The sequence below is a fragment of the Ancylobacter amanitiformis genome (assembly GCF_030814815.1).
Classification (GTDB): domain Bacteria; phylum Pseudomonadota; class Alphaproteobacteria; order Rhizobiales; family Xanthobacteraceae; genus Ancylobacter; species Ancylobacter amanitiformis.
The window spans coordinates 39,412-64,514 of the sequence record NZ_JAUSVR010000002.1 but is presented as its reverse complement, the minus strand read 5'-3'; the positions used below and the strand labels follow the sequence as shown (position 1 = coordinate 64,514).

The following is a 25,103-nucleotide window of genomic DNA, read 5'->3' as shown; positions in this document are numbered from 1 at the left end:
CGTGCCGGACTTGTCCGTTACCGGCTTCCATAAACCCGCAGGCACGAGGCCGACAACAGCAAAAAGCCTCGGCGCCTTAATGTAGAACGTTTCAAATCGGGAAATTCCTTAGCAAATACCAGTTTTACATTATTCTAAACTGAGATTTACTACTGTCTCACAAGTGAATCACCTTGCCCGGATTGAGCAGTCCGGCGGGATCCAGCGCCCTCTTGAGGCGGTGCATCAGGTCGAGCCCGACCGCATCGGCGTAATGCGCCAGTTCCTCGCGCTTCAGAATGCCGATGCCGTGCTCGGCGGCGATCGAGCCGTCCATCTCGACCACGATATCGTGAACGACGCGGTTGAAGGCCTCCCACATGGCGAGGAAGGCGGCCTTGTCCATGCCGACGGGCTGGCTGAGATTGAAATGGATATTGCCGTCGCCGACATGGCCGAACGGGCATGGGCGCAGGCCCGGCAGCAGGGCCTCGACCGCCGGCAGGGCGCGGGCGAGAAATTCCGGCACGCGAGACACCGGCACGGAAACGTCGTGCTTGATCGAGCCGCCCTCGTGCTTCTGCGCCTCCGACATATCCTCGCGCAGCCGCCACAGCGCGGCCGCCTGCGCCTGGCTGGCGGCGATGACGGCATCGACCACCTCGCCCGCCTCCATGGCGGTGCCGAGGCTTTCCTCCATCAGGGCGGCAAGGTCGAAGGCGCGGGTCGGCGCGGAGAATTCCGCCAGCACATACCAGTCATAGCTGTCGCGGAACGGGCGCACGGTGCCGGGCATGTGATTGAGCACCGTCTCGACGCCGAAGGCCGCCATCAGCTCGAACGTGGTCAGCGCGTCCCCCGCCTCGCCACGCAGGCGGTTGAGAAGGGCGAGCGCCGCCGCCGGATCCGGCACCGCGAGAAAGGCGGTCGCGCGCTGCGCCGGCTGCGGAAACAGCTTCAGCACAGCGCCGGTGATGATGCCGAGCGTGCCCTCGGTGCCGAGGAACAGGTGCTTGAGATCGTAGCCCGCATTGTTCTTGCGCAGGCGCTTCATGCCGTTCCACACCCGGCCGTCGGCGAGCACCACTTCAAGACCCAGCACCAGATCGCGCGCATTGCCATAGCGCAGCACGGCGGTTCCGCCGGCATTGGAGGCGAGATTGCCGCCGATGCGGCAGGAGCCCTGCGAGGCGATGTGCAGGGGAAACAGGCAACCCGCCGCCTCCGCCGCCTCGTGCAGCTTGTCGAGGATGCAGCCGGCGTCCACCGTCATGGTCATGTCGATGGGGTCGACCTGGCGGATACGGTCAAGACGCTGCAGCGAGAGGAGCACCTCGCCGAACGGCACCTGCCCGCCGACCAGGCCGGTATTGCCGCCCTGCGGCACCACGGCGATGCCGGCCGCCGCGCAGGCCTCGACGATGAAGGCGACCTCCTGCGTCGAGCCGGGCCGGAGCACGGCCGGCGTCTGGCCCTGATAGAGCCCGCGCTCCTCGCGCAGATAGGGGGCCATGTCCTCCGGCGCGGTGAGCACATGGGCAGCGCCGATGCGCTGGGCGATGGCTTTGAGCAGGCTATCGATCGAGGAGGACATGAACCGTCTCCGACAGGCGGACCAGAAATGGAGGCTCGCATAGCGCGATGATGGCTCACTTACCACAGCTTACATCCGTGTCGGGCGTTGCGGCCCTTGCCGGCCTCTCCTCCCCTTGCCCCGCGCGCGCTTTCCCCCTATCCCCGCGCCATGGCGCCTCCTCTCCTCCTCCTCCAGGACATCCGACTGACGTTCGGCGGCACGCCGCTGCTCGACGGGGCGGAACTGTCTGTCTCCTCCGGCGAACGCGTCGGCCTCGTCGGCCGCAATGGTTCGGGCAAGTCCACCCTGCTCAAGATCGCCGCCGGCCTCGTGCAGGCCGATAGCGGTCCGCGCTTCGTGCAGCCCGGCGCCACGGTGCGCTACCTGCCGCAGGAGCCGGACCTCTCCGGCTTCAAGACCACGCTCGATTATGTCGAAGCCGGCATGGGTCCGGGCGACCAGGAATACCGGGCGATGTACCTGCTCAACGAGCTGGGACTCACCGGCGCGGAAGATCCGGCCAATCTCTCGGGCGGCGAGGCCCGTCGCGCGGCGCTCGCCCGCGTGCTGGCGCCCGAGCCGGACATCCTGCTGCTCGACGAGCCGACCAACCATCTCGACCTGCCGGCCATCGAGTGGCTGGAGGCGGAAATCGCCTCGCTGCGCTCCGCCCTCGTGCTCATCAGCCATGACCGCCGCTTCCTGCAGGACCTGACCCGCGCCACCGTCTGGCTCGATCGCGGCCGCACCAAGCGCATGGAGCGCGGCTTCGGCTTCTTCGAGGAATGGCGCGACCAGGTGCTGGAAGAGGAAGAGCGCGACCAGCAGAAGCTCGCCCGCAAGATCGTCGCGGAAGAGCACTGGATGCGCTACGGCGTCACCGCGAGACGCAAACGAAACGTGCGCCGCGTCGGCGAACTCGCCGCCCTGCGCGCGCAGTTCCGCGACCATCGCGGGGCGCTGGGCACCATCACCATGGCCGCCACCGAGGCCGATGTCTCGGGCAAGCTGGTGATGGAAGCCGAGCACATTTCCAAGACCTATGGCGACCGCGTCATCGTGCGCGACCTCTCCATCCGCATCCAGCGCGGCGACCGCATCGGCATTGTCGGGCCCAATGGCGCGGGCAAGACCACGCTGCTGAAAATGCTCACCGGCGAACTGGCCCCCGATAGCGGCAAGGCCAAGATGGGCACCAATATCGAGATGGCGACGCTGGACCAGCGCCGCGCCGCGCTCGACCCCAACCGCTCGGTGCGCGAGACCCTGACCGACGGGCGCGGCGACCAGGTGTTCGTCGGCGGCAACCCGCGCCATGTCATCGGCTATATGAAGGACTTCCTGTTCACCCCGGAACAGGCGGGCACCGCGGTCTCGCGCCTGTCGGGCGGCGAGCGCGGCCGGCTGCTGCTGGCCTGCGCGCTGGCGCAGGCCTCGAATCTCATGGTGCTGGACGAGCCGACCAACGATCTGGATCTGGAAACGCTCGATCTGCTCGAAGAGATGATCGACGACTATGCCGGCACCGTGCTGCTGGTCAGCCATGACCGCGACTTCCTCGACCGCACCGTCACCGCCACCATCGCCTATGAGGGCGACGGCAATTGGGAAGTCTATGCCGGCGGCTATTCCGACATGGTGGCCCAGCGCGGCCATGGCGTGAAGGCGCGGGCGGCAGCCGCCGCGGCGGCGCCGGCAAACAACAAGTCCGCGGGTACCAAGCCGGCCAAAGCGGCAGGCACGCCCCCCTCGGCATCGGCTTCCAAGCGCAAGCTTTCCTTCAAGGAGAAACATGCGCTGGAACAGCTGCCCAAGCGCATCGCACAGCTGGAATCCGACATTGCGCGGCTGAACAACAAGCTGCACACGCCGAATTTCTACACCCGCGACCCCGCCGGCTTCCAGAAATCCACCGCCGAGTTGACCCGCATCCAGGCCGAGCACGCCAAGGCCGAGGAAGAGTGGCTGCAGCTGGAAATGCTGCGCGAGGAACTGGGCGGGTGAGGCTCGTCGAGCTCACCTCGGCGGACGATCCGCGCATCGATGCCTACCGCGTGATCAAGGAACGCGATCTGGTGGGGCGCGGCGGGCGGTTCGTCGTCGAGGGCAAGACGGTCCTCGACGTGGCGCTGTCGCCGCGCAACCGCTTCCCGCTGGAATCGCTGCTGCTGGCGGAAAGCCGTATCGAGGCGCTCGGCAGCCTGCTGGCGGGGGCGCCGGAGGACCTGCCGGTCTATACCGCGAGCCAGACCGTCCTCGACGGCATTACCGGCTTCCACATTCATCGCGGCCTGCTCGGCATCGGCCTGCGCGGGGAGATGCCGGGGGCCGAGGAACTCATCGCCGGCCTGCCCGAGGAAGCGCTGGTGGTCGTGCCGCTCGGCATCACCAATCATGACAATGTCGGCGGCATCATGCGCAATGCCGCCGCCTTCGGCGTCGACGCGGCGCTGTTCGATTTCGCCTCCTGCGATCCGCTCTACCGCAAGGCGATCCGCGTCTCGGTCGGCGGCAGCCTCATCGTTCCCTTCGCCCGCGAGGGCTCGGCGGAGAGCCTGCTGGACCTGCTCGTCGCTCACGGATTCGAGCTGATCGCGCTCAGCCCCGCCGGGAAGACCCCGATCACCGCCCTTCCGCGCCCGCGACGGGCGGCGGTGCTGCTCGGCGCGGAAGGGCCCGGGCTGCCCCCGCACATTCTGGCGCGCGCCCACACGGTGCGCATTCCGATGAAGGGAGATTTCGATTCCCTCAACGTCGCGACCACGAGTGGTATCGTGCTGCATTCCCTTGCGGATGCTCGATAACGGCCGCGTGAGGCGGCGATTCAACCCTCGACAAACGTGCCGAGAGGGATATCCTCAAATTGGAATACCAGACGGATTACCCGTTTGATGACCGTCGACTTCGTTACGACCCGGGGCCTCGCCCCGGGTCTTTTTTTTGTAGCCGGCGATGCGCACCCGCCCTTTCCATTGATCCTTTCGCCGCGTCAGATAGTTTGCCCCTTCGGCGCCCGGCCTGCCGGCCGCCGATGAGGAAACGCCAGATGCACGAAACATCGCCCCCCTTTCGCGGCCGATCGGCGGCCCGCCCCATCATCGTGAAACTCGGCGGCAGCCTGATGGGTTCGCCGCGCCTCGCTTTGCTGCTCGCCGCTCTCGCCCGGCGCGGCGCGCCACTCGTGCTGGTCGCCGGCGGCGGGCCGCTTGCCGATGGCGTGCGCGCGCTGCAGCCCCGGATGTCGCTGAGCGATGGCGCCTGTCACCGCATGGCCATCCTCGCCATGGAACAGGCGGCCCACGCCTTCGCCGATCTCGCGCCCGGCCTCGTGCTGGCCGACAGCCTGCCCGCCATCGCCCATGCCCATGCACAGGGTCATGCCGCACTCTGGCTGCCCGCCCGCATGGCGCTGGCAGCCGCCGAACTGCCCGAAAGCTGGGACCTCACCTCCGACAGTCTGGCCGCGTGGCTGGCCGGCCAGACCGACGCCGCGCGCCTCGTCCTGGTGAAATCGGCCCCCGCCGCGCCGGGCAGCGGCCCGGCCGACTGGGCCACCGCCGGGCTGGTCGACCCGCTATTTGCCAGCTTTGCCGCCGCGTTTGGCGGCGCGGTCGACCTCGTCACGCCCGATACGGCACGGGCGAGCCTCAACGAGGGAGCACGGGCAGCATGAGCGAGAATGAGGGGCTCTATCCGCGCTGGGCCTGGGCGCTCACCGGCTCGGGGCATTACTTCACCGAATCCATCGCCCTGATCAAGGCGCTGGACGCGGTCGACCTGTTCGTGTCCAGAGCCGCCGACGAAGTGCTGCGCATGTACAAGCAGGACCTGCCCAAGGACACGCGCATCTTCCGGGAAACGACGGCGAGTTCCGCGCCGGTGGGGCGCTTCTACGAGCAGCTCTACCACACGCTCATAGTCTCGCCGGCCTCCTCCAACACGGTGGCCAAGGCGGTCTACGGCATTTCCGACACGCTGGTGACGAACTGCTTCGCGCAGGCCGGCAAGTGCCGCGTGCAGACAATCGTCTTCGCCTGCGACACCGCGCCGGAGATGATCACCATGGCGCCCAAGGGCCTCTATCCCGTCTATCCGCGCCGCATCGACCTGGAGAACACGGCGAGGCTCAAGGAATTCGAGGATACGACGGTGGTCGAGTCCATCCACGAACTGGAAGCCGCCATCGCCGCCCGCCAGCGCCGGATCGCGGAGCCGGATGTGGCGGCGAAGGTCGCGGCCGGCGATGACTGACGCGGCGAAACGGCCGGAGAAGATCGCCCTCGTCACCGGCTCGCTGGCCGAACCGCGCCTGACACGAATCGCCGGCGAGATTGCCGATGCGAGCCTCGATCCGGTCGTGGTCAATGTCGGGGTAAAGGTGGCCGCGCTGATGACGGCGGAAATCGTCGAGCGCCGCCTGAAGCTCCCCGAGGGCACCGACCGCGTGCTGATGCCCGGCCGGTTTCGCGGCGATCTCGACCGGCTGGAGCGCTTTTTCGGCGTGCCGTTCTCGCGCGGCCCGGACGAGATGGCCGACCTGCCGGACTATTTCGGCCAACAGCGCCGCGCCGTCGACCTGTCGCGGCACGACGTGACCATCTTCGCCGAGATTGTCGACGCCACCGTGCTCGATGTGGCGGGCATCCTCGCCCGCGCCCGCTTCCTGAAAGGCGAAGGCGCCGACGTCATCGATCTCGGCTGCATGCCGGACACGGCCTTTCCCCATCTGGAGTGGGCGATCGCCACCCTTCACGCGGAGGGGTTGAAGGTGAGCGTGGATTCCTTCGACCTTGGCGAACTCTCCCGCGCGACGCGCGCCGGCGCGGATTTCCTGCTCAGTCTCAATGAAACCAATCTTCACGTCGCGGAGGAAGGTCCGGCGGTGCCGGTCCTCGTGCCGGCCCGGCAGGGCGACCTGGAATCGCTGTGCCGTGCGGTCGATATCTGCCTCGCCAGCGGCCGGCCCTTCCTTGCCGACCCGATCCTCGATCCGATCCACTATGGCTACACCGCCTCGATCGTGCGCTATGCCGAGCTGCGCCGGCGCTACCCCAGCATTCCCATCCTCATGGGCATCGGCAATGTCACCGAGCTGACGGATGCCGACACCACCGGGATCAATGCCCTCCTGATGGGGATGATCTCGGAATTGCACATCGGTGCCGTTCTGGCGGTGCAGGTGAGCCCGCATTGCCGCACGGCGGTTCGCGAATTCGACCGTGCCCGGCGCGAATTCTTTGCCGCGCGGCAGGCCGGGGCGCTGCCGCAGGGCTTCGGTGGCGGCCTGATGGCGCTGCGCGACCGCAAGCCGCACGCATCCACGCCCGCCGAGATCGCGTATCTTGCCGGCCAGGTGCGCGACCGCAATTTCCGCATCGAGGTGAGCGAGGCGGGCATCCACATCTATAACCGCGATGGCCATCACATCGCCGACGAGCCCTTCGCGCTGTTCCCCCATCTCAAGGTGGAGGAGGACGGCGCCCATGCCTTCTATCTCGGCGTGGAAAGCGCGCGGGCGGAGATCGCCTTCAAGCTCGGCAAGCGCTATGCGCAGGACGAGGGCCTGAAATGGGGCGTCGCCGGAGACATTGCCGGCAGCCCCGAGGAGGCCCATCGTTTGACATTCAAGCAGGCCGGCACGACCCTGCAGGCCAAGGCCGACCGGCAGGCAGCCGCCGGAAAGCCGCAAACTGGTGAGACGCCGCCGTGATCCGTGAAGTCATCGTCACCACCCGTTCACTGGCGGGCGAGCCGCATCTGGCGCCGATGGGGGCCAGCGTGATCGAGGGCGGCTACCTGCTGCAGCCGTTCCGCCCCTCGCGCACGCTCGACAATCTGGCGACGACCCGCATCGCGGTGGTCAACTTCACCGATGACGTGCGCATCTTCGCGGGCTGCGTGGTCGGCAAGCGCGTGCCGGTCGACGTGAAGAAGGCGACCTATATCGACTGCCCGCGCCTCGCCGACGCGCTCTCCCATGACGAGATCACTGTCGAGCGGGTGGAGGACGATCCGCAACGGCCAAAATTCTTCTGCAAGACCTACCATTCGGAAGGGCACAGCCGCTTCGAGGGACTGAACCGCGCCAAGGCCGCCGTATTGGAGGCCGCCGTGCTGGTAAGCCGGCTCAATTTCCTGCCCGACGAAAAAATCGACCAGGAAATGGCCTATCTCGCCATCGCGGTGGAAAAGACCGCCGGGCCGCAGGAAAAGGAGGCATGGGGCTGGATGCTGGAGGCTGTCGCCGAGTTTCGCCACAAGCGGGCTTCCTGAGCGAACCCGCCCCTGCACCCGCCCGCGAGCGCATCATGACCGAAAGACCGCCGGGCCTGCTGGCTTCCGTCGCCGACCTCCACGAAATGGAGCTGGCGCGTGCGGGCGGCGCCGACATCGTCGACCTCAAGCAGCCAGCCTTCGGCGCGCTGGGCGCCTGGAGCCCGCCGGCACTGACCGCCGCGGTGATGCTGTGGAACGCCTGGAGCAGCGGCGGCGCGGACCACCGTCCCGCCCTCAGCGCCACGGCGGGCGACCAGCCGATGGTGCCCGCCCTCATCCTCGCCGCCGCTACCCGCATCGCCGGCACGGGCGTGCCCATCGTCAAGGTGGGGCTGTTCGCCTCGCCGCATGCGGGCGCCTGCATCGAGGCGCTCGCGCCGCTGGCCGCCCGCACGCGGCTCATCGGCGTGCTGTTCGCCGATGAGGGGCCTGATTTCGGCCACATCGCCACGCTCGGGCGCTGCGGCTTTGCCGGCGTGATGATCGACACGGCGGACAAGCGGTCCGGTTCGCTCACCGAGCATCTCGACCCGCTGACGCTTGGCCAGTTCGTCGGCGAGGCGCGCCGGCACGGGCTGATGACCGGGCTGGCCGGCTCGCTCAAGCTGCCTGACATCGCGACCCTCGCCCCTGTCGGGCCGGACTATCTCGGCTTTCGCGGGGCGCTCTGCGCGGGTGGCCGCACGGGCACGCTCGACCCCGCGCGGCTGGCGCTGGCGCGTGAAAAACTGGGCCTTTCGAGCGGCTTCCCGCGGATCTGACGCACCGCACAAGATGGCCCGCAACGGCGCTTGACTTCGTACCCGGCGAGGTCCATTCCCCTGCCGCCCCTGTCATGGTGGCGCAATCGGACCCCCTTACCCATGCCCAGCGACAGTTACAGTCGATTGTCCGGCCGTCAGCGGTCGGCGCCGTGAGCCGACCGTAGCCCGTCCTTGGGTTTCGGCTCCCCGCGCCCGCCTGCCGAAGGCCGGACGTCGGAAAGAGAGCCGAAATGGAAGACATCCGCGACCCCTCGCCGGACCGCCGTGAGGAAGACCGCCACGACGACCCGTTCGTCGACACGGCCGCTCTTGCGGCAGAGCTTGCCGAAGAACACCCCGCCGACATTGCCGAGGCGCTCGACGAGGAAGAGCCGGAAGTTGCCTCCGCCGTGCTCGCCAGCCTCTCGCGCGAGCAGCAGGTGGAGGTGCTCGACCAGTCGGATTTCGACCTGTCCAGCGACCTCATCGAGGCGCTGCCTGTCGAGGAGGCCGTGCGTCTCGTCTCGGCCATGTCCGCCGACCGCGCGGCCGACCTGTTCCGCTGGATGGAGGAGCCGGCACGCTCGCACCTGTTCGCCCGCCTGCCGCCGGAAACGCAGGCCGAGCTGAACCGCCTGCTCTCCTGGCCCGAGCACAGCGCCGGCGGCCTGATGACGACGGAGTTCGTCACCGTTCCCTCCACGTGGACGGTGGGCGAGACGCTGCGGCACATCCGCGAAACCGAGCGCACGCGCGAGACCATCTACGCCATCTACGTGCTCGATCCCATCACCCACAAGCTGGAGCAGGCGGTGAGCCTGCGTCGGCTGATCACCGGCGAGAGCGGCCAGCCGATCCTCTCGGTGGCGCCCAAGCATGATCCGATCACCTGCGCCCCACTGATGGACCGCGAGGACGTGGCGCGGCTCATCTCGAAATATGACCTGCTCGCCGTGCCTGTCGTGGACGAGCACGAGCATGTGCTCGGCATCGTCACGGTCGACGACATGATCGACGCGATCATCGAGGAGGGCACCGAGGACGCGCAGAAGTTCGGCGGCATGGAGGCGCTGGACGAGCCCTATATGGAGATGGGCTTCGTCGCCATGCTGAAGAAGCGCGCCGGCTGGCTCTCCATCCTGTTCCTCGGCGAAATGCTGACCGCCAACGCCATGCAGCATTTCGAGGACGAACTGGAGCGCGCCATCGTGCTCACCCTGTTCATCCCGCTGATCATGAGCTCGGGCGGCAATTCCGGCTCGCAGGCGACCTCGCTCATCATCCGTGCGCTGGCGCTGGGCGAGATCAAGCTGAAGGACTGGTGGCGCGTCGCGCTGCGCGAACTGCCCTCCGGCCTCGTGCTCGGCTCCATCCTCGCCGTGCTCGGCGTCACCCGCATCACCGTGTGGCAGCTCGCCGGCTTCCATGATTATGGCGAGCACTGGGTGCTGGTCGCGGCGACCGTCGGCACCGCGCTGGTGGCGATCGTCACGTTCGGCTCGATGACCGGCTCGATGCTGCCCTTCGTGCTGCGCCGCCTCGGCTTCGACCCTGCCAGCGCCTCGGCGCCGTTCGTGGCCACCTTCGTCGACGTGACGGGACTGGTGATCTATTTCAGCGTCGCCCTGCTGATCCTGCACGGGACATTGCTCTAGTCGGCGCCGGCCGGCGTCTCGGGGCGTCGGCCGGCGGTTCTCCCTCGCATCACGCGGCGCGATGCACCTGCATGGGCGGGGTGCCGTGGTGGATCGCCTTCTTCAGTTCGCTGCGGAACTCCGGCGTGTCTTTCGCGCCGTGCACCGCCACCGCGTGCTGGACGACGGCATCGAGAAGTTCGCGCTCATTGTCGGCGGCAATGGCTACGGTGCATTTGCTGTCGCTGGGCACTTCACGGCAATCGACGAACATTCGGCCCATGGACGCCTCCTGTGGTTCGGGCACCGAACGGCACGCCCGGCGCCGGGGCGGCAATCTACACCCGCGCCACCACGACACCCCAATCACAAAAGCGGCTGGTCAGCCCGGTGCCAGCACCTCGCCCTGCCCGCCGAGCAGCGTATCGCCCACCAGGCGGCGGGCGCGGCCCCAATCCTTCAGGCCCGCCAGTTCCGGCACGCGCCGGGCGAGAAGGGCGAGCGCCACGAGTTCATGCGCCCCGGTGTCGACGAAGCCGGCGGGGAGCGCGGGAACCGATGTCGCAAAGATGGTGCCGCGCTTCATGCCCCGACCGGCGAGCGGGCCGATGGCACCGCCGACGCTCACCGTGCCCGCGATCATGTCGGTTGCCAGCCCTTCGCCGGCATCGCCGTCGATGATGATCAGGCCGCCGCGCTGGCGCTCGGCCGCGCGTGCGCCGGCATGGCCGCTGATCTTGAGCACGCCGCCCGACATGCCGCGCCGCGAGCCGGAGGAGGCCGCGCCCGCATGCGCGCCGGCATCGCCGGCCAGTTCGATCCGCCCGCCGGAAAGCTCCGCGCCGAGGAAGTCACCGGCCCTGCCGGCAATGCGCAGAATGCCGCCCGCCATGCCCCGCCCGGCCCAGGCCCCGACCGGGCCGTCGACGATCAGTTCGCCTTCCAGCATGCCGGCGCCCACACCATCGAGCCGCGTATCGCCGATTTCGATCAGGAGCACGCCCTCGGGCGCGCCCTCGATGAAGAAAAGTTCCGCCAGCGGCACGCTGCGTGTGCCATGGGGCACGGCGAGATGTTCCAGTTCGCGCAGGGTGAGCGGACCCGTGACCGCCGGCGTGATGCCGGAAAAATCGACCCGCGCCTCGAACGGCGCGCGTGGCTTCAGCGAAACCCCGCTCATGCCGCGCCTCCCTCGGTGCCCATGATCTCACGCAGCTTGAAGTGGAAGGGGCCGAGATTGCCGCCGTAATTGCCGGCATCGATCGCCACGACCCCGCCCTCCTCGCCGACCGCACAGACGGCATGGATGCCGACACGCGTCGCCTCCGCCACCGCCGCGAAGCTCACCCCGTCAATGACGATTTCCAGCACCGAGCCCACTTCCGGCGGCAGGGCGCTCGGCCGGGTCCCGCGCAGGGTCGGGCAATAGGCGTCATTGCTGGAAGCGAACAGGCCTTTGTATTTGGAGCCGACCTTCGAGCCGGAGCGCACCACGCCACCGGGGAAGGGCATGATGATGCCCTCCACCTTGCCCATCGCCGCCACGGCCGCCTCCGCGGCCTTCAGCGCCGCGCCGCGCGAGCGGGCGAGGATGAGGAAATTGCCACCGCCCACGCCCTCGACCGAGCCGGTATCCTCGTCGCAGACGAACTCGCCCTCCATGACCGGCAGGCGCCAGAAACGCTTGTCGCCGATCTTCTTGGAGATCTGGTGCCCATCGGCGAAATAGCGAATGGTCTTGGCCAGCGGCACGCGCTTGCCGGTCTCGATGCCGGCATAACAGGCCGTGGTCGGGCAGGTGAGCACGCACTGGCCGAGGCGCAGCGGCACCACTTTCTTCAACGATGCGAAATCCATCGCGAAGATGAGCAGCGACACGCCCGGCCGCCCGTCCGGCGTCTCCTCCGCGCTGAGCGTGCGCTCGATCGCCGCCTCGCAGCCGCAGCCGATGACCGAGGTGGCGAAGCCCGTCGTCGTCCGCCCCGCGACCAGCGCCCATTCGGGCGTGTCGGCGGTGACGATGAGACGGGTGCCGACCATGGGGAAGGCTTCCGCGAAGGTGTCGCGGATCTCGACGCCATTGAGGATCATCGCGCGGCCTCCTGCATGGTCACGAGGAGCGGACGCCCGATCACAACCACGCGCCCTGCTCCCTCTCCCCGTCGGGGAGAGGGGCGGGGTGAGGGGCAGCGGCGCGACAAAGCGGCGAGCGCGGGGCCCCTCACCCGGCGCTGCGCGCCGACCTCTGCCCCACGGGGAGAGGTGAAAAGCGGCCGCGCGAGGAACATCATGTCGAGAGCCATCACGACGCCACTCCCTCGCATTTGAGGATGGTCGGGCCGGCGCCGCCGCGCAGTTCGCCGTCGGCGACGCGGAAATGTTTCGACTTCAGCCCCACCGATTCGTCGAACCAGCGTTGCATGTCCTTGTCGATCGCGCGGTCGAACTCGGGACGCGCCACATGCGTGGTGCCTTGCGCGAGTTCCACCACCAGCCCGTCCTTCACGATCAGCCGGCCGTTCTTGAACACGAAGCGCGTGGTCGAGAACATCGCCTCGCGGTCGGAATCCTCGGTGTGGACGGCGATGTCGGCCACCGCCCCCACGCCGAGATGGCCCTTGTCGGTCAGCCCGAGGATGCGGGCGGGCGCGGCGCGGGTGAGGATGGCGATTTCCTCCAGCGAGTATTCGCGGGTGATCTGGCTCAGCAGCGTGTGGGCCTGCGCCGCCTTGTTGAGCGTGGCGAGTTGCGCGTTGCGGAAATCGCGGTCCATCAGCAGGCGGATGAGGTGGGGATAGGTGGTGAACGGCCCGCCATTGGGATGGTCCGTGGTCAGGAAGATCCGCCACGGGTCCTCCACCAGCAGGAACAGTTCCAGCCCGATCGCCCATTGCAGCGCATTGACGAAGGACTTGTCCTTGTATTCGAACGGCACCACGCCGCAGGCCGCGTCCAGCTCGATATCCATGCCGATCGACTTGTTCGGGCTGGCAATGGCGCGGTTGCGGTATTGCGACATGTAGTCGGCCGAGGCGGTGACCGTCTGGCCGAACATGACCTGCCCGACATCGACGGAGATGTTCGGATTGCCATTCACCATTTCCGCGATGCGCGCGGCGGAGGAGGAGAAGCGCTTGTCGCCCTCCGTGCCGTAGGAATGGAATTGCAGATGCGTCAGGTGCAGGCGCCGCCCCTCGGCGGCGGCGATGGTGGCGAGCGTGGTCTCGTCATTGCCGGGCACGCCGAGATTGCAGCCGTGCAGATGAATCGGATGCGGCAGGCCAAGTTCCGTCACCGCGCGGATCAGCGTGGTCAGCACACGGCGGGGCGAGACGCCGTAATGGGGGTTGGCCTCGTCGAGGTCGAGCTTGCGGGCGTTGAACTTGAAGGCGTTGATGCCGCCCGGATTGACGATCTTGATGGCGAAGGCCTGCGTCGCCTCGATCATCCAGCCGACATAGGCGTTGATGGTTTCCTGATGCGCCCCCGCCGCCAGCAGGCGCTGGAAGAAATCGTCATTGCCCAGCACCAGATAGGCGCCGGTGTCGAGATTGGGGATATCCGCCATTTCCAGATGCGCGCCGCGCGCATTGGCACCGACCATGGCCGGCTCGAACACCGTGGTGTAGCCCAGCTCGGCATAGCGGCAGCCGGTGGCATGGGCGGTCGGCACCGCCCGCCCCCCGCCGCAGCCGCAGAAATTGCCGGGCATTTCGGGAAAGGCCCGGCGATCCTCCTGCATCAAGAGCCGCGCCAGGTTCATCTTGCCGCCGGCGATATGGCTGTGCAGGTCGATGCCGCCCGCCAGCACGACATCGCCGCCGAGATCATACTCGGCATCCGCCCGCTGGTCCGTCGGGGCGACGATGCGCCCGTCCTCGATCTCGATGTCGCGCACCGAACCGGTGGCGACGCCGTTCTCGCCATTGGCCGGATCGAGCACGCGCCCGCCCGTGAGCCGCAGTCTCATCTACCCCTCCGCTATGCAACGCACAGCCTCGGCGACGCTGGGCAGCGTCGCGACGCGCAAGGCGCCGAGCGGCAGGCTCACGATGGAATCCATGCGGAACACGGTGCCGGCATGGTCGATGCCGGGCGTGCCCACGGGGATAAGAACATCCGGTTCTTTGTCGAAGATTGTCTCGGGATGGGCAAGCGCAATGATCTTGCCCGCGAAGGAAGGCGGCGGCTCCGGCCGGAAGGCGGAGACCCACAGCAGCACGTCGGCATCGCCCAGCGCCGCCTCGGTGGCGTAGAGCGCACCGTCATGCGCGCTGGCCTGCCCGCGCACCGCGGTGCGCAAGGGATAGCCGAGCCGCCACAGCAGCAGCTGGTTCACCCCGATGATGTTGTCGCGTCCCCCGAGCGGGAACACGCCGGCCCGCGTGGTGACGTTGAGCCGGTCGACCAGCGCCGTCGCCCGCTCCGCGACGAGGTCGCCGTCATCGTGCGCGGCGGCGTTCCAGGTCGCGACGACGTAATGCGCGGCGCCCATCGCCTCGGCCAGCGCGGCCAGTTCGGTGGCGGGCACCCCGCCAAACGCCTCGCCCGGCGGCGTCCGGCCGGCGCTCAGCGCGCCGAGCGCTTCCAGAACGGCGACGGGATCATCCGTGGCGAGATGTGAAATGTCAGCGTGCCCCAGTTGGCGCCGCGCCGTCTCGCCCGGCGCGCCGCCGATGAAGACCACCCGGCGGCGGCCCTCGGCGAAAAGCGGCGCTTCGGGAAACAGCCTCTCGAACAGCCGGCCCCACTGGCCGGCGGGATCCTCGCCGATGACCAGCAGAAGATCACAGCGGTTGCGCACTTCCGCCAGCGTGGTGGCCAGCCAGCCCGTGCGCTGGACGCTCGCGTAATTGCGAAACAGACCGTCCGAGGCATGGTGATCGAGCACGCCGCCGAAGCGGATGGCGAGGTCGGTGAGCGCGCCAGCCCCGGCCATGTCGGTGCCGAGCCCGCCGATCAGCGTGGCGCGCGCGCCCAGCAGGATATGGCGCGCCGCCTCGGCCGCCGTGTCGAGATCGACGGCCGTGCCGGCCACGCTGGCCGGCCGGTCGGCGACGTCGAGCCGGCGGATCAGCCGCGCCGCCTCCGGGCAGATCGTGCCGGCGGCGCGCAGCGCGCGCCCCTCGACCTCGACGCGCAGGTCGTCGCAGCCCAGCCCGCAGAAGCCGCAGACCACATCCTCGATCGTCTCAATCGCAACGTCGGCCATCGTTCCTGCCCGGTCAGTCATATTTGATGTAGGCGAAGCGCAGATCGCCGCGCGGCGTGCCTTCCAGCGCGCTGTTCGCCTCCGTGCCCGGCTGCCAGCCGACCACGTCCTCTATCTTTTTCGCCAGCTGAAAATCGCGCTCGGTAATGCCCTTGGCGTCATGCGACATCAGCCGCACCTCGACCCAGGCATAGGACGCCGTGATATCGGGATGGTGCCACGCCGCTTCCGCCAGATGGCCGACGGCGTTGATCACCATCAGCGTTCCCTTCCAGCTGGAGGTGCGATAGGTGCGCCGGATCCAGCCGTCCTGGAGCGTCCAGTGCGGCAGGTCGGCAGCAAGCCGTTCCTCCACCTCATTGTCGGTGAAGGTCTTTTTCGGATCCAGCGCCATAAGCGGCGTCCTCGTCGAGCGTCCTCTGGGCGGTGTGCCCCCGTTCTGTCGCGGGTGGCCTCACCTGATTCGGTAGCACGCGGCGGGGGCAGGTCGCAAATCCCCCCTCGCGGCTCATTTGTCTGGGGCGCTTGTCCTTGCCGCCCCGCCCGCCTTACGATGGCTCTTGAGGAAACGCCCGTGAACAAGACGACGCCCAACCCGCAGATGGCGCACAGGCCGGACGGCAGCAACGTGGTGCGCATCACCGCGCCGGGCCGGCTGCATCTCGGATTCCTCGATCTCGCCGGCACGCTCGGGCGCCGCTTCGGCAGCCTCGGCATCACCCTCGACCGGCCCTCCACCATCGTGCGGATGCAGCGCGCGCCCTCGCTTTCGGCCACCGGGCCGGATGCCGGCCGGGCGCTGGCGGCGGCGGTGAAGGCGGCCGAACGCTTCGGCATCGACAAGGCGGTGGAGATCACCGTCGAGACGGCGCTGCCGCCTCATTCCGGCCTCGGCTCGGGCACCCAGCTCGGCCTCGCCGTCGCGACCGGCCTGTGCCTCTTGAACGGTCTGGCGCTCTCCCCGCGCGAAGTGGGGGCGGCGTTGGGTCGCGGGGCGCGTTCGGCCATCGGCATCGGCGCCTTCACCGAGGGCGGCGTGATCCTGGATGGCGGCAAGAAGCGCGGCTCGGATGCCCCCCCGCCCATCCTCTCGCGCCTGCCCTTCCCCGAGAACTGGCGGCTGCTGCTGGTATATGACAACAGCCATCAGGGGCTTAGCGGCAGCGAGGAAACCGCCGCGATGGAAGGGCTGCCGCCCTTCGCGGACACATTGGCGGGCCACATGGCGCGGCTGGCTGTGATGGTGGCGTTGCCGGCGCTGGCGGAAGCGGATGTGGATTATTTCGCGGCGGCGGTCGGCGAAATGCAGCGCCTGCTCGGAGAGCACTATGCGAGTGCCCAGGGCGGCCGCTATACAAGCTCTTCCGTCGCCGAGGTGATGGACTGGCTGGAGAGCCGCGGGCTGCGCGGCCTTGGCCAGAGTTCCTGGGGCCCCACCGGCTTTGCTGTGCTGGGCAGCCCCGAGGAAGCGGAAACGATTCTCAGCGAGGCCCGCGCCCTTTTCGGCGACCGGCCCGCTCTGGCTTTCGACTGTGTGCGCGGCGCCAATGCCGGGGCACGGATCGAATGGCTTGCCTGCCTCGAGCAGTGCTAGCGGCGGTTTTGGCGTAAACGCCCGCGTCGCTCTTCCGATCCTCCTCGACCAGAGGCCGCAAGGCCCATTTTGCCCAGGGACCGAAACGACATGGCGGACATCGCCCCGATTCTCCACATCGTCTCCCCGCTGCGCCACGTCTCGCCCTTCGACGTGAACATGGCGGTGGATGCCGGCTACGCGACCATCCTGCCCTATTCCGGCGTGACGCTCGACGAGATGGCCGACCTCACACAGGACATGATGTTCTCGCGCAGCCCCGAGGCCGCCCCACGCACCGGGCTGTTCATCGGCGGCAAGGATGCGAGCCTCGCCCTCGACATGGCGGCAAAGGCGAAGAGCGTGCTGTTCGCGCCGTTCGAGATTTCTCTCTTCGTCGATCCGGCAGGCTCGTTCACCACCGCCGCCGCCATGGTGGCCGAGGTGGAGCGCCGGCTGCGCCCGAGCCATCCCGAGGGCATCAAGGGCGTGAAGGTGCAGGTCTATGGCGCGACCGGCGTGGTCGGCGGCATTGCCGGGGTGATCGCCGCGCAGGCGGGTGCGGAGGTGACGCTGGTCAGCCACCGCGACGTGGAGGCGGTCGCCGCCAAGGCGCGCGACTTCAAGCAGCGCTTCGGCGTGGATCTTGCCAGCGCCAGCGCCAGCAGCGAGGACGAGAAGCGCGCCCTGCTGCCCGGCGCGCAGGTGGTGCTGGCCTGCGGCAGGGCGGGCGTGGAAATCCTCTCCGCCGATGCCCTCGCCGCCGCCCGCGATCTTCTCGTTGCCGCCGACGTCAATGCGGTGCCGCCGGCCGGCATTGCCGGCATCGACGCCCATGCCGACGCCAAGCCGCTGGCGGGCGGCGCGGCGGGCGGTGCGGTCGGCATCGGCGCGCTGACGATCGGTCATCTGAAATACCGCGTTCAGCATGAGCTTCTGGCACGCATGCGCGTCGCGACGCAGGCGCTGACCATCGGGTTCGAGGATGCCTTCACGCTGGCACGCTCCCTTGCCGCGCGGGAATGACGCCGATGTCGTCATCGTCGCTGTCGCGGCGCGCGGGCTTGCCGCCGCCGCCCGCCGGGCCGGACTTCGCGCGCTGGTCCTCGACCTGTTCGCCGATGAGGACACGCGCGAACTGGCGGTGGAGGCTGTCGCGCTGCGGCGCCTTCCCGGCTTCGCCATCGATCCGCACGACCTGTTGGCGCAGCTTGCCCGCCATGCCGCCCCTGGCCTTCCGCTCGTGCTCGGCACCGGCTTCGAGGCCGCGCCGGGCCTTGTCGAGCGGCTCGGCGCGCGGTTCCGCCTGCTCGGCAATGGCCGGCGCACGCTGCTCGCGCTCAAGGAGCCGCGGATGATGGACCGGTTGCTGGGCGATCTCGGCATCCCGCACCCGCGCCTGTTCGATCGCGCGCCGGAGGGCGTTGCCGTGCTGGAGAAGCGCGTCGGCGGCGCCGGTGGCGGGCATGTGAGCCGGGCGGACCGAGCACGCGGCGAAGGCTGGTACCTGCAGGAACATGTCGAGGGCCGCACGGTCTCGGCCTTGTTCCTCGGCAATGGCCGGGAGGCGCGCCTCCTCGCCTTCTCCGAGCAATGGTGCGCGCCGACCCGGGGCGCCCCGTTCCGCTATGGCGGCGCGGCCGGCCCGATCCGGCTGGATGTCGGCGTGGAGATCGAAATCGCCGTGGCGCTGGACGCCATCGTCGCGGCCGCCGGCCTTGTCGGGCTGGCCAGCGCCGACCTGATCGTGAGTGATGAGGCCTGGCATCTCATCGAGATCAACCCGCGCCCCGGCGCGACTCTCGACATTTTCGACCACGCGCCGCTGCCGCCGCTGCTGAAGCTGCATATCGCGGCGTGCGAGGGACACCTGCCCGAGCGCGCAACGCTGGATCCGGCGGAGATGCCGGACGAGGCGGAGGCGGTTCGCGCCGCCGCCGTCTTCTATGCCCCGGCGGCTGTCGCGATACCATGCGCGCCGCTGCCCGGCTGGGTGGCCGACCGCCCGCCCGCGGGCGCCCTCATCGGGGAAGGCGAGCCGCTCTGCACCGTCTTCGCGCATGGTCGCGACGCCGCGCAGGCGCGTGCGCTGATTGACACCCGTACCGACCATCTCTGGCGTGACCTGAACCGGCCAGCCGCAACGCGGCGGAGTAACTGACCATGGACCACCTTTCCCACACCCCGCGCCCGAGCGTCTCGACGCTGACGGAGCCGCTCGTCGAAAGCTTGATCGGGCGGGCGCCGCAATTGCGCCTCGCCGTCACCCGCAGTGCCGCGGGCGCGCGCATCGTGGATGCCGGCATAAAGGCGCGCGGCGGCATCGAGGCGGGCAGGCTGATCGCCGAAATCTGCCTCGGCGGCCTCGGCGCGGTGGATATCGTGCCCGCCGCGCGCTTCACGCGTTGGGGAACCCTCATCGGCGTGCGCACCGCCGACCCCGTCACCGCCTGCCTCGCCAGCCAATATGCCGGCTGGAGCCTGGCCGAAGGCGAGTTCTTCGCGCTCGGCTCCGGGCCCGGCCGGGCGCTGCACGCCAAGGAGGAACTGTTCGGGGAACTGGGCTATCGCGACGAGGCGTCGAGCGCCGTGCTGGTGCTGGAGGTCGACCGTCTCCCGCCGGAGGTGCTGGTGGAGCGCATCGCGGCCGGCTGCGGCGTCGCGCCCGATCAGCTCACCCTCATCCTCACCCCCACCATGAGCCTCGCCGGCACCGTGCAGGTGGTGGCGCGCGTGCTGGAAGTGGCGCTGCACAAGGCGCATGCGCTGCATTTCCCGCTCGATCGCATCGTCGACGGGCTGGCCAGCGCGCCGCTGCCTCCGCCCGCGCCGGACTTCATCACGGCGATGGGCCGGACCAACGACGCGAGCCTTTACGGCGGCGACGTGCATCTTTTCGTCGAGGGGCCGGAGGAGGAGGCCGCGGCGCTGGCGGCCGGGCTGCCCAGTTCCACCTCGCGCGACTATGGCCGCGCCTTCGGCGAGATCTTCACGGCCTATAATGGCGATTTCTATGCCATGGATCCCATGCTGTTCAGCCCCGCGCGGGTGACGGTCACGGCGCTCTCCACCGGGCGCAGCTTCACCCATGGCGCCTTCGACGAGGCGGTGATCGACCGCTCTTTCGCGTGAGTTTGCGCATGAGCGGACGGGCGGGCGACACGGTCGTCATCTTCACCGAGGATGCCGACTGGCACACGCGCAACCTCAAGGCCGCGATCGAGCGGACGGGGCTCCGGGTGGTCGTGCTCTCGCTCAACGATTGCGGCTTCGCCATCGGCGCGACGGCGCATGGGCTGATGCTGCCGGGCTTCGGCGACGAATTGCCTGCCGCCGCCTTCGTGCGCCTCATCGCCAAGGGCACGACCGAGCAGATCACCGCCCGGCTCGGCCTGCTTCACGCCCTGCGCGAACTGGGCGTGAAGGTGGTGAACGATGCGCGCGCGGTGGAGCGCTGCGTCGACAAGAGCATGACCAGCTTCCTCATCGCGAAGGCCGGCCTGCCGACGCCGCGCACCCTCGTGGGCGAGGACCGCGCGGCGATGCAGGCACTGGTTGACGAGGCGCCGGGCGACATGGTGCTGAAGCCGCTTTTCGGAGCTCAGGGCAAGGGTATCCGCCGCCTCGCCCCCCGCGCCACCCTGCCGGAACCGGAGACGGTGGGCGGCCTCTACTACCTGCAGGACTTCGTCACCCAGCGGAGTGGACCCGATTTTCGCGACTGGCGGGTATTCGTGATCGGCGGCGAGGTTGCGGCGGCGATGATCCGCCGCTCGCCGCGCTGGATCACCAACATCCATCAGGGCGCCATCGGCGAGAGCGCGCCGCAGGATCCGCAAGCCTTCGACTTCGCCATCCGCGCGACGGCGGCGGTGGGGGCCGACTATGCCGGCGTCGACCTGATCGAGGATGCGCGGGGCGGCTTCCAGGTGCTGGAGGTCAATTCCATGCCGGCCTGGAAGGGGTTGCAGAAGACCACCGAAATCGACATTGCCGGCCGGCTCTCCGCCTATCTCGCAGGCGCGCTCAAGCCCGCGCTCAAGCCCGTGCTCGAGCCGATGCCCGCCCAATGACGCCGGACGCGATCGCGCGCGCTTTCCGCGCCGCCTGCATGGCCGAGCTTGAAGCGCTGAAACCGGGCAATGTGCACCGCTTCAGCGCCGGCCACGGCATGGAGGTGGCCCATTTCGAGCGGGCGGCCGCGGCAGCGGCGCCCTGCATCGCGGCGCGCGGCGCGAGGGTCGGCGCGCGCATCGAGGCGGCGGTGGCGGCCTCGCTCAAGGTTACCGGGCTCAATACCAATCTCGGCATCCTTCTGCTCTGCGCCCCGCTCGCCGCCGCGGCGGAAGCAGCAGGGGCGTTGCGCGCGGAGCTTGCCGCTGTCCTCCACGGGCTCGACGGGGACGACGCGCAGGCCGCCTTCCGGGCCATCGCGGCCGCCAATCCCGGCGGGCTGGGGCGGGTGGACGTGCATGACGTGGCCACTCCCGCCCGCATCGGCCTCGTGGAGGCAATGGCGCTGGCGGCCGGGCGCGACCGCATCGCCCGGCAATATGCCCGCGGATTCGAAGACGTGTTCGAACTCGGCCTCCCCCGGCTTGCCGCCTTCGCGGAGGCCGAACCCCAGGCGCGGACCGAGGCGGTCTATCTCGCCTATCTCTCCGCCTTCCCCGACAGCCATATCGCCCGCAAGTTCGGGACAGCCGTCGCGGAAGAGGTGCGGAGCGAGGCCGAGCGCGTGGCTGGCACGGTCGATCTTCGCGCGCCGGCGGCCATGCGCCATCCGCCGCTTCTCGCCTTCGACCTCTCGCTCAAGGAGCGCGGCCTCAATCCCGGCACCAGCGCCGATCTCACCGTGGCGACGCTGTTCGCCGCCGCCCTCTCGTCACGGCCGGTGGACGCATGAGCGCGTCAGCTCAGATAGGCCTCGATCTCGCGGCGGGCCAGGCGTCCATCATGCAGGGCACTGGCCAGCAGAACGCCGGCGCAACCGAGGTCGGCCAGCCGGGCGAGGTCGTCGGTATGGCGTACCCCGCCCGCCGCATAGACCTGCCGCCCGCCGGCGCGGGAGAGGATCGCGCCGAGCCGCGCATAGTCGGGCCCCTCCCCCGCCCCGACCCGCGCCAGTGTCATCACGATCACCGTGTCCGGCCAGAATTGGGAATCGGCGTGCAGTGCCGCCGGGCCGCGCGGACCTTCCGGGCCGAAATCGAGCGAGAACACAGTGCCGGTCACGGCGAGGGCCGCCAGCCCCTGTTCGAGGCTCGCCACGGCCTCGCTGCCGACCACCGGCCGGCCCGGTCCGTGAACCGCGCGGCGCGCCACGGCAGCGGCCCTGGCCTCGCCGGCATCGACCCACAATGCGAGCCCCTCATGCCGGGACGCGAGTTCGCCCAGCACCTCATCATGCCCTCCCCGGCCGGCAATGGCATCGAGGTCGGCTACGTAGAGCGTGCGAAACGGCGCGAGCCGCAGCAGGGCGTCGGCGACATCCCGCGGGGTCGCCCCGACGCAGAGCGGGGTTTCGATCGGCCGGTAGGCATCGCGCGCGCCGCGTCGGGCATGGACAACCGCACCTCCCATGAGGTCAAGGACGGGTATAAGTTCCACGGTGCAGTCTCTCCACTCCGGCCTATCCAGATCGGGCGTGCCTAATGCGGGTCTTCGTATGCGAAACGGTCACGGGCGGCTTTTATGCCGGCGCGGCGCTGCCGGAGGATCTGATAGCCGAAGGCGCGCTGATGCGCGACGCGCTGATCGGCGATCTCGAGGACCTGCCCGGCATCCGCGTCGTCACGACGCATGACGCGCGCCTGCCCCCGCCGCCGCGCGGGGCCAGCCGTCCCGTCGGACCGGGCGACGATGCCGGCGCGCTCTGGGACGAACTGGCGGCAGAGGCGCAGTGCTGCTGGCCGATCGCGCCGGAATGCGAGGGCATCCTCGCGCGACTGGTGAAACGGCTGCGCACCCGCAACAGCCGGGTCATCGCCCCGGACGACGCGACGCTGCGCATCTGCGCCAGCAAGCGGGAAACGGCCGAAGTGCTCGCCCGTGCCGGCGTGCCGGTCATTCCCACCTGGCGGCCCGGCTCGGTTCCGCGCGGACAGGCCGGCCCGTTCGTGATCAAGCCGGATGATGGCGCGGGCGCGCTCGATGTGATCCTTGTCGCGAATCTCCCGGTCGCGGATCTGCCGATCGCGAATCTCCCGGCGGAACCGATCGCGCCGGGCGCCATCATCCAGCCGCTGGTCGAGGGAGCCGCCGCCAGCCTCAGCCTGTTGTGCCAGCAGGGCCGCACCCATGTTCTCGCGGCCAACCGGCAGCATGTGGCGATCATCGGGGGGCGGTTCCGGTTCAGCGGCGTGACGGTCGGTGCCTTTCCGGTGGACGACACGCTGCGCATGCTGGCGGAGCGGATCGGTGCCGCGCTGCCGGGCCTCAGCGGACTGGTCGGTATCGATTACCTCGCCACACCGACAGGGCCGGTGGTGATCGAGGTCAATCCGCGCCTCACCACATCCTATGTCGGCCTGCGACGCGCGCTGGCGGTCAATCCGCTCGCCTTCGTCGCCGAACTGATCCGCGACGGCGAGGTTCCCGAGGGCGACGTCCCCAACCTGCCGCATCTGCCGCCTGCCCGACCCGTGGAGATCAACCTTTGACATCCGAAACCCTGCGCAACGTCGTCCGCCTCGGCTGGGACGTCGGCGGCGCGCATGTGAAGCTCGCCGCCTTTGGCCGCGACGGCCGCCTCAAGGCCGTGCGTATCGCTCCCTGCCCGGTGTGGAAAGGGGCCACGCATCTGCGCGAGGCGATCCGCACGCTGCGCGCCGAGTTCCCCGGTGACGCCGCCTCCGCCGTCACCATGACGGCGGAAGTCGCCGACCTGTGGCCGGACCGCCGGGCCGGTGTGGTCGGCACGGCGGCGATCCTCATCGAGGAACTCGGCACCGCGCCGCTGGCGCTGTTCGCCGGCCCGGAAGGCTTCGTGCCGGCAACCGAGGCGGCGGCGCATGCCGACACGATCGGCTCGGCCAACTGGTATGCCACCGCCGCCGTGCTCGCCCATCTGCTGCCGGGCGGCGTGCTGATCGATATCGGCTCGACCACGAGCGACATTATCCCGTTCAGCGCCAGCCGCGTCGCCGCGCGCGGCTTCAGCGATGCCGAGCGCCTCGCCAATAACGAGCTGATCTATGCCGGCGTCGTGCGCACGCCGGTGATGGCACTGGCGGACGCCGCGCCATGGGGCGGGCGCTGGCTGCCCCTCATGGCGGAGCACTACGCCACCACGGCGGATGTGCATCGCCTGACCGGCGAACTGGCCGAGGCGTCGGACCTGCATCCGAGCGCCGATGGCGGCCCCAAGAGCGCGGAGGCCAGCGCGCGCCGGCTGCTGCGCATGGTGGGGCAGGATTTCGCCCCGCAGGTGTTGCCGGCGGCCCGGGCATTGGCGCGCTATTTCGCCGAGGAGCAACGGCACCGGCTCAGCCGCGCCTTTGACTGCGTCGCCTCCGCCGGGCCGGAGGAAACCGACCTCATCGTCGGTGCCGGCGTCGGGCGCTTCCTCGCCGCCCGGCTCGCCGAGCGTCGCAACCTCGCCTATCTCGACCTCGCCCAGGTGCTGACGGACGACGAGAATCTCGCGCGCGAGGCCGCCGATTGCGCGCCTGCCGTCGCCGTCGGCCTGCTCGCCGCCGCCCTCACCGAAGACTGACCGGGAAAATTCCGCATGGCCGCCTCCACCGCTGACCGCATCTTCCTGCGTGGCATCGAGATTCACGCCCATCACGGCCTGTATGAGGAGGAGGCCCGGCTCGGCCAGCGCTTCATCGTGGATATCGACTGGTGGCTCGATGCCGCCCCGGCCGCCATCCATGACGATTATGCCGAGACCGTCGGCTACGACAAAGTGTTCGCGCTGGTGCACGAGGTCTCCGCCGGGCATCGGTTCCACATCATCGAGGCGCTGGCCGAGGCGATCGCCGGCGCGGTGCTCGCGCGCTATCCGCGGGTCGACAAGGTGCGGGTGGAGGTTCACAAGCCGGCCGCGCCCATTCCCGGCATCTTCCGCGATGTCGGCGTCGAAATCATCCGCACGCGGTGAACC

25 protein-coding genes are annotated in these 25,103 nt (G+C 69.2%); 17 read left to right on the top strand and 8 right to left on the bottom strand.

The window, feature by feature from the left end:
* Positions 1-157: 157 nt before the first annotated feature.
* The gene (locus QOZ99_RS03395) at positions 158-1,573 is read right to left on the bottom strand and encodes an FAD-binding oxidoreductase (RefSeq protein WP_306888508.1); all 1,416 of its coding nucleotides are present in this window, start codon (positions 1,571-1,573) and stop codon (positions 158-160) included.
* A 150-nt stretch (positions 1,574-1,723) separates the two neighbouring features.
* Here QOZ99_RS03395 and QOZ99_RS03390 point away from each other — a divergent pair, with 150 nt between their 5' ends.
* From QOZ99_RS03390 to mgtE, 8 genes are all read left to right on the top strand, one after another.
* The gene (locus QOZ99_RS03390; protein ID WP_306888507.1) at positions 1,724-3,559 is read left to right on the top strand and encodes an ABC-F family ATP-binding cassette domain-containing protein; all 1,836 of its coding nucleotides are present in this window, start codon (positions 1,724-1,726) and stop codon (positions 3,557-3,559) included.
* Entirely contained in the window at positions 3,556-4,359 is an 804-nt protein-coding gene (locus QOZ99_RS03385) for a TrmH family RNA methyltransferase (protein WP_306888506.1), read from the top strand. Before QOZ99_RS03390 ends, QOZ99_RS03385 begins: the two co-directional genes overlap by 4 nt.
* Positions 4,360-4,601: 242 nt before the next feature.
* On the top strand, positions 4,602-5,228 hold the full coding sequence (locus QOZ99_RS03380) for an amino acid kinase family protein (RefSeq protein ID WP_306888505.1): 627 nt from the start codon (positions 4,602-4,604) through the stop codon (positions 5,226-5,228).
* A complete protein-coding gene (locus QOZ99_RS03375) occupies positions 5,225-5,806 on the top strand; it encodes a flavoprotein (protein WP_306888504.1) in 582 nt (193 codons plus the stop codon). The genes QOZ99_RS03380 and QOZ99_RS03375 overlap by 4 nt, the downstream gene beginning before the upstream one ends.
* Positions 5,799-7,265 (top strand): DUF6513 domain-containing protein, encoded by a 1,467-nt coding sequence (locus QOZ99_RS03370; protein ID WP_306888503.1) that lies wholly within the window; start codon positions 5,799-5,801, stop codon positions 7,263-7,265. The genes QOZ99_RS03375 and QOZ99_RS03370 overlap by 8 nt, the downstream gene beginning before the upstream one ends.
* Positions 7,262-7,828: a DUF447 domain-containing protein gene (locus QOZ99_RS03365; protein WP_306888502.1), complete on the top strand. Its 567-nt coding sequence runs from the start codon at positions 7,262-7,264 to the stop codon at positions 7,826-7,828. The genes QOZ99_RS03370 and QOZ99_RS03365 overlap by 4 nt, the downstream gene beginning before the upstream one ends.
* Before the next feature lie 35 nt (positions 7,829-7,863).
* Positions 7,864-8,592 carry a (5-formylfuran-3-yl)methyl phosphate synthase gene (locus QOZ99_RS03360; RefSeq protein ID WP_306888501.1) on the top strand — a complete coding sequence of 243 codons (729 nt, stop codon included), beginning with the start codon at positions 7,864-7,866 and terminating at the stop codon, positions 8,590-8,592.
* 233 nt (positions 8,593-8,825) lie between these two features.
* On the top strand, positions 8,826-10,229 hold the full coding sequence (gene mgtE / locus QOZ99_RS03355) for a magnesium transporter (protein ID WP_306888500.1): 1,404 nt from the start codon (positions 8,826-8,828) through the stop codon (positions 10,227-10,229).
* A gap of 49 nt (positions 10,230-10,278) precedes the next feature.
* Here the strand turns inward: mgtE and QOZ99_RS03350 are convergent, their stop codons facing one another.
* From QOZ99_RS03350 to QOZ99_RS03325, 6 genes are all read right to left on the bottom strand, one after another.
* Positions 10,279-10,491: a DUF1059 domain-containing protein gene (locus QOZ99_RS03350; RefSeq protein WP_306888499.1), complete on the bottom strand. Its 213-nt coding sequence runs from the start codon at positions 10,489-10,491 to the stop codon at positions 10,279-10,281.
* A 99-nt stretch (positions 10,492-10,590) separates the two neighbouring features.
* Positions 10,591-11,388, bottom strand: coding sequence for a formylmethanofuran dehydrogenase subunit C (locus QOZ99_RS03345; RefSeq protein ID WP_306888498.1), 798 nt, complete (start codon positions 11,386-11,388; stop codon positions 10,591-10,593).
* Complete coding sequence (gene fhcD, locus QOZ99_RS03340; RefSeq protein WP_306888497.1) at positions 11,385-12,299, bottom strand: formylmethanofuran--tetrahydromethanopterin N-formyltransferase; 915 nt, start codon at positions 12,297-12,299, stop codon at positions 11,385-11,387. The genes QOZ99_RS03345 and fhcD overlap by 4 nt, the downstream gene beginning before the upstream one ends.
* A 211-nt stretch (positions 12,300-12,510) precedes the next feature.
* On the bottom strand, positions 12,511-14,178 hold the full coding sequence (locus tag QOZ99_RS03335) for a formylmethanofuran dehydrogenase subunit A (RefSeq protein WP_306888496.1): 1,668 nt from the start codon (positions 14,176-14,178) through the stop codon (positions 12,511-12,513).
* Positions 14,179-15,420: a formylmethanofuran dehydrogenase gene (locus tag QOZ99_RS03330; RefSeq protein WP_306888495.1), complete on the bottom strand. Its 1,242-nt coding sequence runs from the start codon at positions 15,418-15,420 to the stop codon at positions 14,179-14,181. It lies immediately after the preceding gene.
* Between the two features lie 13 nt (positions 15,421-15,433).
* Positions 15,434-15,814 (bottom strand): 4a-hydroxytetrahydrobiopterin dehydratase, encoded by a 381-nt coding sequence (locus QOZ99_RS03325; protein WP_306888494.1) that lies wholly within the window; start codon positions 15,812-15,814, stop codon positions 15,434-15,436.
* Positions 15,815-15,994: 180 nt separating this feature from the next.
* Between QOZ99_RS03325 and QOZ99_RS03320 the strand changes: the two genes are divergently transcribed.
* From QOZ99_RS03320 to QOZ99_RS03295, 6 genes are all read left to right on the top strand, one after another.
* Positions 15,995-17,014, top strand: a complete 1,020-nt coding sequence (locus QOZ99_RS03320; RefSeq protein WP_306888493.1) for a beta-ribofuranosylaminobenzene 5'-phosphate synthase family protein — start codon at positions 15,995-15,997, stop codon at positions 17,012-17,014.
* A gap of 90 nt (positions 17,015-17,104) precedes the next feature.
* The gene (locus QOZ99_RS03315) at positions 17,105-18,019 is read left to right on the top strand and encodes an NAD(P)-dependent methylenetetrahydromethanopterin dehydrogenase (protein ID WP_306888492.1); all 915 of its coding nucleotides are present in this window, start codon (positions 17,105-17,107) and stop codon (positions 18,017-18,019) included.
* A complete protein-coding gene (locus QOZ99_RS03310) occupies positions 18,003-19,154 on the top strand; it encodes an ATP-grasp domain-containing protein (protein WP_306888491.1) in 1,152 nt (383 codons plus the stop codon). The genes QOZ99_RS03315 and QOZ99_RS03310 overlap by 17 nt, the downstream gene beginning before the upstream one ends.
* A gap of 2 nt (positions 19,155-19,156) precedes the next feature.
* Complete coding sequence (gene mch, locus QOZ99_RS03305; protein ID WP_306888490.1) at positions 19,157-20,125, top strand: methenyltetrahydromethanopterin cyclohydrolase; 969 nt, start codon at positions 19,157-19,159, stop codon at positions 20,123-20,125.
* A gap of 8 nt (positions 20,126-20,133) precedes the next feature.
* The gene (locus QOZ99_RS03300) at positions 20,134-21,066 is read left to right on the top strand and encodes a RimK family alpha-L-glutamate ligase (RefSeq protein ID WP_306888489.1); all 933 of its coding nucleotides are present in this window, start codon (positions 20,134-20,136) and stop codon (positions 21,064-21,066) included.
* A complete protein-coding gene (locus tag QOZ99_RS03295; protein WP_306888488.1) occupies positions 21,063-21,899 on the top strand; it encodes a triphosphoribosyl-dephospho-CoA synthase in 837 nt (278 codons plus the stop codon). Before QOZ99_RS03300 ends, QOZ99_RS03295 begins: the two co-directional genes overlap by 4 nt.
* 5 nt (positions 21,900-21,904) lie before the next feature.
* Here the strand turns inward: QOZ99_RS03295 and QOZ99_RS03290 are convergent, their stop codons facing one another.
* Positions 21,905-22,603 carry a HisA/HisF-related TIM barrel protein gene (locus tag QOZ99_RS03290; RefSeq protein WP_306888486.1) on the bottom strand — a complete coding sequence of 233 codons (699 nt, stop codon included), beginning with the start codon at positions 22,601-22,603 and terminating at the stop codon, positions 21,905-21,907.
* A 44-nt stretch (positions 22,604-22,647) separates the two neighbouring features.
* Between QOZ99_RS03290 and QOZ99_RS03285 the strand changes: the two genes are divergently transcribed.
* From QOZ99_RS03285 to folB, 3 genes are read left to right on the top strand one after another with little or no spacing between them, the layout of a single operon-like run.
* Positions 22,648-23,655, top strand: a complete 1,008-nt coding sequence (locus QOZ99_RS03285; protein WP_306888485.1) for an ATP-grasp domain-containing protein — start codon at positions 22,648-22,650, stop codon at positions 23,653-23,655.
* Entirely contained in the window at positions 23,652-24,710 is a 1,059-nt protein-coding gene (locus tag QOZ99_RS03280) for a hydantoinase/oxoprolinase family protein (protein WP_306888484.1), read from the top strand. The genes QOZ99_RS03285 and QOZ99_RS03280 overlap by 4 nt, the downstream gene beginning before the upstream one ends.
* A 15-nt stretch (positions 24,711-24,725) precedes the next feature.
* Positions 24,726-25,100, top strand: coding sequence for a dihydroneopterin aldolase (folB, locus tag QOZ99_RS03275; RefSeq protein ID WP_306888483.1), 375 nt, complete (start codon positions 24,726-24,728; stop codon positions 25,098-25,100).
* The last annotated feature ends 3 nt before the right edge of the window (positions 25,101-25,103 follow it).